Below are 12488 nucleotides of genomic sequence, written 5' to 3'. Positions count from 1 at the left end.
AAAACCATCATTCCTTCAAAACGCGTCCGAAGCGACGTCGCTGGTCGGCAACGCCCCAATATTTTCCTCGCCAGAAGCCGGCGCGGCGTGCGGGTCGGAATCGCGGTTGGCCGCGTCCCTACTCCATCCTGTGAAAAACTGCCAGCGGCTCAAATGCGCCAGCACCCGGTCTGCTGCGCGGGCGTCGGTCAACGCCAGATGCACCGCATTCTCGCGCCCCAATGCCATAGATAGGGTGCCGCGGTCCACCGGCAAGACCTGACCCTCGCGGCCAGACCCTTCGGCATCCTCGCCGACGCGCCACGCCTGTGCCAGTTTCTTGCGCCCATCCTCGCCCGCATCGCTGGCGTGGAGGAGCAGGCGAACCTGGCCCTTGCGCGCCGCGGTTTCGATCTTTTCATTGCCGCTGAGCAAGGTGCCCGATCGCGATTCCAGCCCCAGCCGGTCGAGCGTCGCGCGCTGAAGCTGCGCCTCGATGCGCGCGCCGAGGTCATCGGGGATGGTGAAGTTGCCGTCTTTCAGCGCCCGCGCGAGCCCGCCCTTGAGCTTGCCCTTGGCCTGTGCGGCTTCGAGGGCCCGGCGATCGACGCCGATCCACGCGCCGCGGCCCGGCGCCTTCCCATGGACGTCGGGCGCGATGCCGCCGTCGGGCCCGAGCGCAAGGCGCACGAGCCGTTCGGCCGGCGAAACCTCGCCGGTGATGACGCAGCGCCGCTCGGGCACATGCTGGCCGCGCCGACCAGCGCGGTCTGGTTCGCTCAGCTGATCATTGTGCGGGGTCCGCATCGGCGGCCTCCCCGGTTTGCGGCTCCGCCGCGGGCCCGGCTTGCGCCGCTTCAACAGCCGGTTCGGCCAACTCTTCGTCGTCGAACCAGTGCGCGCGCGCCGCCATGATGATCTCGTTGCCCTGTTCTTCGCTCAGGCCATATTCGCCCAGCACGCCGCCCTTGTCCTCGGCGCGCTCGCTGCGCGGCGGGCCACGGCGGTTGTCGGTGCGCTTCTTGGCGATCAGTTCGTCGGTCGCGAGATCGGCGAGATCGTCGAGCGTCTTGATCCCGGCCTTGCCGAGGATGACGAGCATCGCTTCGGTCAGGTGCGGAATATCCGCCAGATCGTCCTCGACGCCCAGTTCGCGGCGTTCGGCGCGCGACGCTTCCTCGCGGCGTTCGAGCCCTTCGGCGGCGCGGCTCTGGAGTTCCTGCGCCAGTTCCTCGTCGAAGCCTTCGATGCCGGCGAGTTCCTCGACCGGCACATAGGCGACTTCTTCGAGTTCCCCGAAACCTTCGGCGACGAGCAGCTGGGCGAGCGTTTCGTCGACGTCGAGTTCTTCCTGGAACATCGTCGAGCGTTCGACGAATTCGCGCTGGCGCTTCTCGCTCGCGTCGGCTTCGGTCATGATGTCGATCTGGCTGCCGGTGAGCTGGCTGGCGAGACGGACGTTCTGGCCGCGGCGGCCGATAGCGAGCGACAGCTGGTCGTCGGGAACGACGACCTCGATGCGGCTGTCGTCTTCATCGATGACGACGCGCTGCACCGTCGCGGGCTGGAGCGCGTTGACGACGAAGGTCGCGGTGTCTTCGGACCAGGGGATGATGTCGATCTTTTCGCCCTGCATTTCCTGGACGACCGCCTGGACGCGGCTGCCCTTCATGCCGACGCACGCGCCGACCGGGTCGATGCTGCCGTCATAGCTGATGACGCCGATCTTCGCGCGCGAACCCGGGTCGCGCGCCGCGGCCTTGATCTCGATGATGCCGTCATAGATTTCGGGCACTTCCTGCGCGAACAGCTTCTTCATGAAATCGGGGTGCGCACGGCTGAGGAAAATCTGCGGGCCGCGGTTTTCGCGGCGCACCGACAGGATCAGCGCGCGGACGCGGTCGCCGACGCGCATCAGTTCGCGGGGGATCTGCTGGTCGCGGCGGATCACGCCTTCGGCGCGGCCGAGATTGACGACGATGTGGCCGAATTCGACCGACTTGACGACGCCGGTGATGATCTCGCTCGCGCGGTCCTTGAACTCTTCATACTGGCGCTCGCGGTCGGCTTCGCGGACCTTCTGGAAGATCACCTGCTTCGCCGACTGGGCGTCGATGCGGCCGAGGTCGACCGCGGGCAGCGGATCGACGATGAAGTCGCCAAGCTGGGCGTCCTTCTGCAGCTTCTGGCCGGCCGCGAGGTCGACCTGCTTGAAATAATCCTCGACGGTCTCGACGACCTCGACGACGCGCCACAGGCGAAGATCGCCGGTCTGGGCGTCGAGCTTCGCACGGATGTCGTTCTCGGCGCCGTAGCGGGCGCGCGCGGCGCGCTGGATCGCTTCCTCGATCGCCTCGATGACGATGGCCTTGTCGATCATCTTCTCGCTGGCGACCGAATTGGCAATCGCGAGGAGTTCGGCCTTGTTGGCGGAAATGGCAGTGGCCATCAGTCCTGTCCTTCTTCTTCCATTTCGTCGGCGCCCTCGATCGAGAGCGGGACGGTTGCGGCAATCAATTTGTCGGTGAGAACGAGCTTCGCGGTGTCGATCGAGTCGAACGGCAGCTTGTGTTCCACACCCTCTTTATCCGAAATCGTAACGACATCGCCGTCGATGCCGATCAGCTCGCCGTTGAAGCGCTGACGTCCGTCGCGCTTTTCCTTCAGCGCGATCTTCGCCTCGTGCCCCGCCCAGTCGGCGAAGTCGGCGCGGCGCGTCAGCGGCCGGTCGATGCCGGGCGACGACACCTCGAGCCGGTAGGCGGCGTCGATCGGGTCCTTGCCCGCTTCCTCGAGCGCGTCGAGCCGGTCCGAGATGCGGCGCGACAGGTCGGCGCAATCGTCGATCGTCAGCTGGCGCGTCTCGGGCCGCTCGGCCATCACCTGCAGCGTCGGATCGCTGTCCCCGCCGAAGAAGGCGACGCGCACGAGCGCAAGGCCCATCGCCTCGGCTTCGGGCGCGATGATCGCATTGAGGGTGTCGAAATCGACCAAGTCCGTCTTTCCAATCCGGATGACCGGAAAGCATGTGGGTATAGCCGCCGCGGCCCGCGGCCCCGACGTCCCAACTGGCTAACCATGTCAAGAAGTAGGCGGCATATAGGCTTTGTGGCGCGAGTCGGCAAGGGGAAAGGCCGCAGCTGTTTTCGAGCGATAACAAGCGATCCTCCCATCGCGGACCGCCCGATATGCCGTGAAACATTTTGTTGGCGTTTCAGCGTATAAGGGCGGACTGGCCCCGTTCATGCGAATCGCATGACCGGCGCAACGGAACCTGAAACGCGCATGAAGCCCGAATTGTCCCTGACCGCCCGCTCGACGTGGCGCGACCCGGTGCCGGAAAAACCGGCAGGGCCGGGGCGCGCCTTCTGGGCGGCGATCGCCGGGGTGATCGCGGTCGCGTGTCTCGCCTTCCTGCTGTCGAGCGGGCAATTGCGCGCGCCCGCGGCATTTGGCCCGTACAGCGTGTCGGTGCCGCTCGATTTCCGGGCCTATGATCCGGAACGCTGGGCGATCATGAATGCCGAGGATTATCAGGCGGCGCTTCAGATCGACGCGACGTTGCCCGACCCGGGGAGCGTCGGCTACAGCAATGCGACCGCGATGCCCCCCGCCGATCCCGCGCTGCTGCGCGAGGAAGCCTTTGTCGGGCCGCCCGCCAAAGCTTATGTCTTTCGCGGGGTCACCGCGCTCGACCGCGAGCGCGCGCATTATTGCCTGACCGCCGCCATCTATTACGAGGCGGCGTCCGAGAGTGACGACGGGATGCGCGGCGTCGCGCAGACGGTGATCAACCGCGTCCGCCACCCGAGCTTTCCGAACACCCTGTGCGGCGTCGTCTTCCAGGGATCGCAGCGCGCCGGCGTGTGCCAGTTCACCTTCAGCTGCGACGGCGCGATGGCGCGCGCGCCCGAACGGCGCAATTGGCTACGCGCGAGCCGCATCGCCTCGGCGGCGCTCGGCGGATATGTCTTTCCCAAGGTCGGGCTCGCGACGCATTATCACACGCAAGCGATCTGGCCGCGCTGGGGCAAGAGCCTGGTGATGACCAATATCGTCGGCGCGCATATCTTTCACCGCTGGCGCGGCCGCTGGGGAATGCCCGACGCGTTCCGCGCGCCCTATCTGGGCCGCGAGCCGGTGCCGGGTCCCTATCTGCCACTCGCGCAGCAGCTCGCGATCCTCAAAGGCCAGGGCCTCGCCCCCGGCGCGGGTCCCGCACCGATATTGACCGGACCCGCCGCTTCGCTGCCCGATACCGCGCCCGCGCCGCTGCCCGGCGCGATGACGCCTCCAACGACGGCCGCGCCGCCGCCCGCCGCGGCGCCGACCTACACCGATCCGCGGCTCAACCAGTCGGGCCAGATCCGCGAGGAATTCCGCAAGAGCGGAGAGTGGAAAGGCTGAGCCTTTCGGCCTAGGCTGCTCCGGTCATCACGGGAGGGCAGCATGGGACATGTCAAAGGCATCGGCGGACTGTTTTTCCGGGCGCGCGACCCGGAGGCACTTTCCGCCTGGTATCGCGAGCGCCTCGGCGTCGGCGGCGGATGCAGCGCCGACGACAGCGTACCGCCGAACCAGTGGGTGTGGAACGTCACCGCGGGGCCGCTGGTCTTCGCGCCCTTCAAGGCCGACACCGATTATTTCGCGGCCGACCGCCAATTCATGGTCAACCTGCGCGTCGACGATCTCGACGCGGTGCTGGCGCCGTTCCGCGAGGCGGGCGACGAGATCATTACGAAAGACGAGTGGGACGATCCCGCGGTGGGCCGCTTCGCGCGCGTACACGATCCCGAGGGCAACCCGATCGAGCTGTGGGAGCCGCCTAAAGCATAGCATCGTCATCCCGGCGAAGGCCGGGATCTCGCCACCTCGTTACAACGCCCCGTCGAGACCCGGCCTTCGCCGGGCTGACAGTTTAGTTTGTCGATGATGGACGCTATTATCTACCCTGGCTGCGCCACCGCTTGACGACGCGCTCCAGGATTTCCGCCTCGCCGCCGGTTTCGCGCCACAGCTTCGAGAAGAGCGGATCGCTCGACGCGGGCCGCTTTTCCTCGTCGAGTGTGTCGAGGTAGACGCGGATCGGGATCGAGACGCCTTCGCCGCAGATGATACATTCGCGGTTGCGCAGCGCCGGGATCGAATCGATGAAGCCGCGCGCGCCCTCGGGCATCGCCGCTTTCACGAAATGCTGGTCGCGTTCGTTGTTGAGGCGCATCGAGATGATCGTGCCGCACTGCGACAGCACGCCTTCGGCAAGGTCCGAGGGACGCTGGGTGATCAGGCCCAGGGACACGCCGTACTTGCGGCCTTCCTTGGCGATCCGCTCGAGAATCTTGCGCACCGCCTGTCCGGTCCCGACGTCCTTCGCCGGGATGTAGCGATGCGCCTCTTCACAAACGAGCAGGATCGGGCGCTGCGGTTCGCCGCGCGACCAGATCGCATAGTCGAAGGTCAGCCGCGACAGCACCGCGACGACGACGCCGGTGATATCCGACGGCACCCCCGACACGTCGATGATCGAGATCGGCCGTCCATCCGACGGCAGGCGGAAGATCTTGCCGAGGAAATTGGCCATCGTGTCGGCGACGAGCATCCCCGAGAACATGAAATTATAGCGCGGGTCGGCGCGCATTTCCTCGATCTTGCCCTTGATGCGCATGAAGGGCGCCGACGAGGTCGCCTTGTCGAGCTTGCCCATCTCGTTCTGGAGGATGTTGAGCAGGTCGGAGAGCAGATAGGGGATCGGCGAGTCGACCGTGATCTTGGTCATGCCTTCGGCCAGCCGGTTCTTGCTGCGCGCCTGGAGCAGGCAGCGCGCGAGCACGTCGCAATCGGCCTGACGGTCGCGCCCTTCGGCGGTGACGAAGACTTCGCAATGTTCCTCGAAATTCATCAGCCAATAGGGCATCGCGAGATTGTCGACGTCGAACAGCGCGCCGGTGCCCTTGAAGGCCGCCGAATATTCGCCGTGCGGGTCGATCATCACGATATGACCCTGCGGCGCGAGTTCGCAGATCTTGTGGAGGATCAGCGCCGCGCTCGTCGACTTGCCCGTACCGGTCGAGCCGAGCAGCGCGAAATGCTTGCCGAGCATCGCATCGACATAGAGCGAGCCGCGAATATCCTTGGTCGGATAGACGGTGCCGATCTCGACATGCGCGCGCTCGTCGGCGGCGTAAATCTGCTTGAGGTCGGCGCTGGTCGCGGCGAAAACCTGACTGCCCGGGATCGGATAGCGCGTGACGCCGCGGCGGAAATTATGGATGCGGCCGGTGATCTTTTCCTCTTCGCCTTCGCCGAGGAAGTCGATCGTTGCGACGACCAGCCCTTCGCCGCGCGCGTCGAGCTGCTGGTCGCGGATGCTCGCAATCAGCCAGACGGTGCCGACGCGCACCTTGACCTGCGCCCCGACCTGCCCCGCCATCGCCACCGCCGCATCGCTCGACGAAGCCAGTTTGCCGAGCGCGGCGGCATCGAGCAGGATGCGCGAGGCCGAACCCGAAATATCGACGACTTCGCCGATCATCAGGTCGTCGCAATGATGGTTGGCCACCGGTGCGACCGGCGCCGCCACGCCGCCGCCCGCCAGACGGACGTGCTGCGCCGCCGTCAGATCCCCGGCGCCGAATCCGCCACCTTGCATATCCATATGTCCGCCCCGCCTATTGTGGTCCCGGCTCCGGCTATCGCAGACGAGGGTAAATAGGCCGTGAACTTAGGACTAAAAGCTTATGTTCAACGACGGCGGAAAATCGCCGAGGCGCCATAGCCGAGCACCAGCGACAGGAGCACCGCCGAAAGACCGTACAGAAAGCCGTGGCGCTCCGCCGCGAGCGCGACGAACCGTTCGAAACCGGCCTTGCGGATCTGAACGTCGCGCGATGCGACCGCGAGCACGCGGCCGCGGCTGATCAGATAGGTTTCGGCGCGGTACGTCCCCACCGGAACGCGCGCCGGCACGGGGATGCGGGCGCGATAGAGCACGCCTTCGGTAATTTCAACGGAGGCGGGGTTTTCGACGAAGAGCCCCGCGCGGCGATAAAGGTCGATCAGCCCCGCTTCGAACCGTTCGAGCGTCTTCGCTTCCGGAAATCCGGTCGGCGACATCGACAGATTGGCAAGGCCGAGCTCGAAGATCGCCGCGGTCCGCTCATCGACCAGCTTGTCGATCGGACGCGACGATCCGATCGCATAGAAGCCGGGCGAGGTGCGCAGCCGGATGCTGCTGGCGTTGACCCATATCCCCGCGACGCGCTGCTTTTCGCGCAGCACGATCGGCCGCACCGGCCCCTTCAGCACGACGACGATATCGGCGCGATCGTCGGGCAGGCGCTGGCCGGGGTAGAGGATCGCGCCGAACAGCAGCAGTTCCTCGCCGGTGAAGCTGTACTGGATGTCGATCGCGCGGCTCGACACGTCGGGGACGAGCCGCGGGTCGGCGGCCTGCGCCGCGGCTCTCGGCAGCAATAGGAGCGCGAGCGCGAGGATCAAGGCGCGCACCGCGGTCATTGGACCGTGTAGATTTCGTCGGGACGGATGAACAGGTCGACCGCCATCCGCGCCGCGACGAGCAGCACGATGACCGCCAGCGCCATGCGCAGATATTCGGGCTTCACCCGCTGGGCGAAGCGCGCACCGATTTGCGCCCCGGTGACGCTGCCCAGCAGCAGCAGCCCGGCGAGCACGATATCGACCGCGCCCGTCGTCAACGCGTGGACCATCGTCGCCGCGATCGTGACGAACAATATCTGGAACAGCGACGTGCCGACGACCACCTGCGTCCCCATGCCGAGGAGAAAGATCATCGCGGGCACCATGATGAAGCCGCCGCCGACGCCGAGCAGCATCGTCAATATGCCGACGATGATGCCCAGGATCAGCGGCGCGAGCGGCGAAATATAGAGGCCCGAGCGATAGAAGCGCCAACGCAGCGGCAGATTGGCGACCATCGGATGATGGCGCCGCTTGCGCGCGGGCGCGGGCAGCCCCGCGCGCATGTTGCGCAGCGCGCCTAATGCCTCGCGCGCCATGATCCCGCCGACCGAGCCGAGCAGCACGACATAGAGGATATTGATGACCGTATCGATCTGGCCCCAGGCGGTGAGCAGTTCGAACAGCCCCGCGCCGACCAGCGATCCGATCAGGCCGCCGGCGACGAGCACCGCGCCCATCCGCAAATCGACCCCGCCGCGTTCGAGATGCGCGAGCGCGCCCGAGACGCTGGCCCCCGTCACCTGCGTCGCGGCCGACGCCGCCGCGACCGTCGGCGGAATGCCATAGAAGATGAGCAGCGGCGTGGTCAGGAAACCGCCACCGACGCCGAACATGCCCGACAGGAAGCCCACCCCGCCGCCGAGCAGGATGATGACCAGCGCATTGACCGACAGATTGGCGACTGGAAGGTAGAGATCCATGGGTCCCGTTAAAGCTCGCCGACGCGCGAAACCGCGCCGAGTCCCGCGACCCTAGAGTATTTTTTCCGGGCGGGGAATCGGCTGCGGCGGCTATTTTTTCCCGCGATCAGAAGTCGGCGGCGAGGGTCAGGGCGAGGCCGCTGTCGGGGCGCGCATCGCCCGCGACGCGCTGGCGCCAGTCGAGCGCGATCCGGCTGCCTTCGCCGACTTCGGGAAGGCGCAGCGTCAGCCGCGGCCCGACATCGACGCGCGCCGCGCCCGGCTGTACCGCGCCCGCCGCGAGCGCGCCGAGCCGCAGCGAGGCTTCGCTGTCGCCCAGACGGCGGTCGACGACGATCGCGCCGTCGGCGAAGCCGTCGTGCCGCCGCGCGCCGACGATGCCCGCCTGCGCATAGGCATCGAGCTGGAAACCCGCGGGCAGCGCGACATCCGAGACGCCGCCGCTGGCCATGACGGCGAGCGCGGTACGGCCTTCCGGGCCCGCCGCGACGCGCTGCTCGACCGCGAGATCGACGGGCAGCTGCGCCAACGGGGCGAAGGCAAGACCAAAGGCAAGCTCGCGCTGCCGCGTTCGTCCCAGCGCCATCGTGGCGCGGCCATAGGCGCGCAGCCGTCCGGTCTCGCCGAAACCATAAGCGAGCCGAAGTCCGGCCTGGCTGCCGCCAAGCTGGCTGGCCCCGCCGATCGTCCCCGACGCGTTCCCGGCCCCTTCGCGCAGATAGAGCCAGCTGCCGAGCGACCAGTTCGAAAGCTGGCGCCGGATCCAGAAGGGCGTGCCCTGCCCCGGCGCGGACTCCGCGGCGGGCGCGAGCGGAAACCATGAAGCCCCACCCGCGCCGACCGCCGAACGCGCGCCGGCCCCCGGCCGTGCCGGGAACAGCCGCGCCATCAACGCGAGGCGCAGACTGTGACGGTCGACGCCAAAGCCTCCCGAAAGAGCCTCTACATCGGCAGCGGGCAGCGCATCGAGCGCGTTCGGCCGCTGCGCCGCCACAGGACGAAGCAGGCTCGCGCCGCGCGCGCCCATTAGCCCCGCTGTCATACTATCGGAAAAAGGCCGGCGATCCGCAGCGCCATCGCCCGCCGCAAAGGGCGATGGCGGCGCCCACGGCGCCGCCGGGGCATCGGGGGGCACCGACATGGCGGGACTCCAGACCATCATAACGCGCAGGGCTATCCAGCCGCCGACGCACAACGTCAGAAAGCGCAGCGCCGGCGCATCGCGGCGCGCGCCGATGCGCCGGACCATCATCGCACGGCCCGCCGGATGAAGGCATCCTGATGGACCGGCTCGCCTTGGCAATGGTCGGTCTTGTCCCACACCACTTCGCCCGATCGCAGCATTCGCCAGTAGATGGTGACCGCGCGGCGCGCCGCGAGAATCGCGATGACGTTCGCGACGAAGGCGCGCGGCACCGAAATCAGCGCCTCGCGAAGCCCGTACCAGCGCGCCGTGAAATGACCGCGCATTCCCATTCGCCAGCTGAGCAGCAGCAGATTGAAAGCGAGGAGCAGCCGCATGCCTTCTCCAAGGACGATCCCTTTCCAGCCGAGAAGCCACTCTCCCGCCACGCCGAGACCGGTCAGGATCGCTCCGGCATAGGCGGCGAGGAGAATGAGTGCGGCAAGCGGTGCGCGGCGATCACGCCACAGCATCCAGCGCGCGAGCCAGGCGCGGCTCGCGGCAACGCCGACGTCGTTCCGCTGCGAGCCCGGCCAGCCGAGATGATCCCACCCGGCGAGTGCGATCCCCGCGATCCAGCGCGATTTCTGCCGCACCGCCTTTTCGACCTCGCGGGGGAAGGCGCCGCGCGACGCGATCCGGTCGCCGGCAGGCCCGACCGTGTCGACGAAGCGCGTTCCAAGACCATAGGCGCCGATCAGCATTCCGATCTCATAATCTTCGGTCAGGCTGTCGCAACAGAAAGGCTCGCCGCCGCGCTCGATCGCCAGCAGCGCAAGCGTGCTCCGCGTCAGCGCGCAACCGACACCCGCCGAGGGCAACGGCAGGCCAAGGCGCGAGCGAACGGCCAGTTCCTTGCCGTGCGCCTCGGCAAATTCGTCGCCATAATGGCCGCCAACCCATCGCTCCTTGCGTTTGATCAGTGGCACGACGGGAATTTGCACCATCGCATCGTCGCCGAGATGGCGGCGATAAAGCGCGAGTTCCTCGCGGTGGACGTGATCCTCGGCATCGTGAAGAACGATGGCGGCAAAACGCATGCCTTCGGCGCGCTCGTCCTCGCCCAGCGCCGCCCACAGCCGGTTGAGATTGTCGCCCTTGGTCGTCGGACCCTCGCGGTTGCCGATCACCAGCCGCAGCCGCCGGTCGCACGCGACCAGCGGCGACACGGCGAACAGCGTCGCGGCGTCGTTGGGATAGCAGCCGACATAGAGCCGGAAATCCTCCCCCCGCCATGCCGCGAGCGCCCGGTGCAGCATCGCCGGGAGCACCTCGGCTTCGTCCCACGCGGGCACGAATATGGCGAAGCGCCCGTCGATCGGCGGCGCGTGTGGAATCGGCGCCGGGTCGCGGCGGCGCGTCGCCAGCCACAGGGCGTCGAACAGCAGGTCGTCGAGCCCGATCAGCAATATGCCGACCGATGCGAACAGCATCAGTTCATGGCCGGCCCCCAGCACCAACCATTCCAGCCATGCGGTCGACAGCCCCAATATGCTAGCCCCGCGCCCCTCGATGACCTAATGTCACCTCATCTAAGTGCTAGTGAACAGACCCGATTTGTAAAGCCTGGCCGAGATCAAGGCTTGATCGTCAAATTCGCTGACGAAATAAGGAAGTAACTTATCCATGCGTCGCAGTTTTCCGCCCCGTTCCGCATTGCGCGATTTTCTGGAAAGCGAGAGCGCCGGCGGCATATTGCTTATTTTCGCTGCCATTTTGGCAATGATCGTCGCCAATTCGACGCTCGCTCCGCTTTATCACGATGCGATCCATGCGGTGGCGGGCCCGACATTGACCGACAAGCTCGGCCCGATGACCGTCCATTTGTGGATCAACGACGGGCTGATGGCGGTCTTCTTCCTGCTCGTCGGGCTCGAGATCAAGCGCGAGTTCGTCGATGGCCGGCTCGCGAGCTGGGACCGGCGGCGGTTGCCGTTCATCGCCGCCGCGGCGGGTATGGCGGTGCCCGCGGCGCTCTATATGCTCTTTGCCGGCGATGAGCCCGGGCTGGCGCAAGGCTGGGCCATTCCCGCGGCGACCGACATCGCCTTTGCGATGGGAGTGCTTGCACTGCTCGGCAAGCGCGCGCCGACCTCGCTCAAATTGTTTCTCGTCACGGTCGCGATCGTCGACGACATGGGCGCGGTGGCGATCATCGCGCTCTTTTATACCGCCAAGATCAATATGGTCGCGCTCGGCGCGGCGGCCGCGATCCTCGCTCTCATGTTCGCGATGAACCGCTCGGGGGTGAAGAGCCTCGTCGTCTACCTGCTGATGTTCCTTCTGCTCTGGTATGCGATGCTGCTGTCGGGCGTCCACGCGACGATCGCGGGCGTACTCGCGGCGATGACGATCCCGTTCGAGCGCACCCCCGGCGGGCCCGACAGCCGGACCTCGCCGCTGCACCGCCTCGAACATGCGCTGCACCCTTGGGTCGCCTTTGCCATCGTCCCCCTCTTCGGCTTCGCTAACGCCGGGGTCGATGTTCGCGAGCTCGGGGTCGATCAGTTGTTCGCGCCGCTGCCGCTCGGCATCGCCGCCGGGCTGTTCCTCGGCAAGCAGATCGGCATTTTCGGCAGCGTATGGCTCGCGGTCAAACTCGGCATCGCGGGACGGCTGCGCGGCGCGACCTGGCTTCAGGTCTATGGCGTCGCGATGCTGTGCGGGATCGGCTTCACGATGAGCCTGTTCATCGGCGGGCTCGCTTTCCCCGGCAATGCGCTGCTCGTCGAGGAAGCGAAGATCGGCATCTTGATGGGCTCGCTTGCGGCGGCGCTTATCGGCTTCGCCGTGCTGCGCTTCGCCCCGCTCCATCCGCAGCATGATGCGGTCGAAAGCGTGTCCAACGGCGAAATCGCCGCCGACGGCGATGTGCGTGACACCTCCGAAGCGCACGGTTAAGCAGC

The 12488-nt window shown here is 66.8% G+C and carries 12 protein-coding genes; 3 read left to right on the top strand and 9 right to left on the bottom strand.

Annotated elements, in window-relative coordinates; translation table 11 throughout:
• Nucleotides 1-15 precede the first annotated feature (15 nt).
• Genes GGR90_RS16395 through rimP form a run of 3 tightly spaced genes read right to left on the bottom strand, consistent with a single transcriptional unit; the run spans nucleotide 16 to nucleotide 2973 of the window.
• Complete coding sequence (locus GGR90_RS16395) at nucleotides 16-786, bottom strand: DUF448 domain-containing protein (RefSeq protein WP_167922454.1); 771 nt, start codon at nucleotides 784-786, stop codon at nucleotides 16-18.
• Nucleotides 767-2428, bottom strand: coding sequence for a transcription termination factor NusA (gene nusA, locus GGR90_RS16390; RefSeq protein WP_167922453.1), 1662 nt, complete (start codon nucleotides 2426-2428; stop codon nucleotides 767-769). Before nusA ends, GGR90_RS16395 begins: the two co-directional genes overlap by 20 nt.
• Nucleotides 2428-2973 carry a ribosome maturation protein RimP gene (rimP, locus tag GGR90_RS16385; protein WP_167922452.1) on the bottom strand — a complete coding sequence of 182 codons (546 nt, stop codon included), beginning with the start codon at nucleotides 2971-2973 and terminating at the stop codon, nucleotides 2428-2430. Before rimP ends, nusA begins: the two co-directional genes overlap by 1 nt.
• 261 nt (nucleotides 2974-3234) lie before the next feature.
• On the opposite strand from rimP, the gene GGR90_RS16380 reads away from it, so the two are divergent.
• Together GGR90_RS16380 and GGR90_RS16375 are read left to right on the top strand one after the other, a co-directional pair.
• Nucleotides 3235-4386: a cell wall hydrolase gene (locus GGR90_RS16380; protein ID WP_245198735.1), complete on the top strand. Its 1152-nt coding sequence runs from the start codon at nucleotides 3235-3237 to the stop codon at nucleotides 4384-4386.
• Between the two features lie 42 nt (nucleotides 4387-4428).
• On the top strand, nucleotides 4429-4815 hold the full coding sequence (locus GGR90_RS16375) for a VOC family protein (protein ID WP_167922451.1): 387 nt from the start codon (nucleotides 4429-4431) through the stop codon (nucleotides 4813-4815).
• Nucleotides 4816-4921: 106 nt separating this feature from the next.
• Here the strand turns inward: GGR90_RS16375 and GGR90_RS16370 are convergent, their stop codons facing one another.
• The 6 genes from GGR90_RS16370 to GGR90_RS19550 form a co-directional block, all read right to left on the bottom strand.
• Nucleotides 4922-6511 carry an ATP-binding protein gene (locus tag GGR90_RS16370; protein ID WP_245198769.1) on the bottom strand — a complete coding sequence of 530 codons (1590 nt, stop codon included), beginning with the start codon at nucleotides 6509-6511 and terminating at the stop codon, nucleotides 4922-4924.
• A 209-nt stretch (nucleotides 6512-6720) separates the two neighbouring features.
• The gene (locus tag GGR90_RS16365; protein ID WP_167922450.1) at nucleotides 6721-7494 is read right to left on the bottom strand and encodes a TIGR02186 family protein; all 774 of its coding nucleotides are present in this window, start codon (nucleotides 7492-7494) and stop codon (nucleotides 6721-6723) included.
• A complete protein-coding gene (locus tag GGR90_RS16360) occupies nucleotides 7491-8399 on the bottom strand; it encodes a sulfite exporter TauE/SafE family protein (RefSeq protein WP_167922449.1) in 909 nt (302 codons plus the stop codon). The genes GGR90_RS16365 and GGR90_RS16360 overlap by 4 nt, the downstream gene beginning before the upstream one ends.
• A gap of 106 nt (nucleotides 8400-8505) precedes the next feature.
• Complete coding sequence (locus tag GGR90_RS16355; RefSeq protein ID WP_167922448.1) at nucleotides 8506-9648, bottom strand: hypothetical protein; 1143 nt, start codon at nucleotides 9646-9648, stop codon at nucleotides 8506-8508.
• A complete protein-coding gene (locus GGR90_RS16350) occupies nucleotides 9648-11072 on the bottom strand; it encodes a glycosyl transferase family protein (RefSeq protein ID WP_167922447.1) in 1425 nt (474 codons plus the stop codon). Before GGR90_RS16350 ends, GGR90_RS16355 begins: the two co-directional genes overlap by 1 nt.
• A gap of 42 nt (nucleotides 11073-11114) precedes the next feature.
• A complete protein-coding gene (locus GGR90_RS19550; RefSeq protein WP_245198778.1) occupies nucleotides 11115-11318 on the bottom strand; it encodes a hypothetical protein in 204 nt (67 codons plus the stop codon).
• Between GGR90_RS19550 and nhaA the strand changes: the two genes are divergently transcribed.
• Complete coding sequence (nhaA, locus tag GGR90_RS16345; RefSeq protein WP_245198734.1) at nucleotides 11239-12483, top strand: Na+/H+ antiporter NhaA; 1245 nt, start codon at nucleotides 11239-11241, stop codon at nucleotides 12481-12483. The two genes, GGR90_RS19550 and nhaA, sit on opposite strands and share 80 nt — an antisense overlap.
• The last annotated feature ends 5 nt before the right edge of the window (nucleotides 12484-12488 follow it).

The organism is Sphingopyxis italica (genome assembly GCF_011926545.1).
Taxonomy (GTDB): domain Bacteria; phylum Pseudomonadota; class Alphaproteobacteria; order Sphingomonadales; family Sphingomonadaceae; genus Sphingopyxis; species Sphingopyxis italica.
The sequence above is the reverse complement of the archived record's forward strand: the minus strand, read 5'-3'. Positions and strand labels throughout refer to the sequence as shown.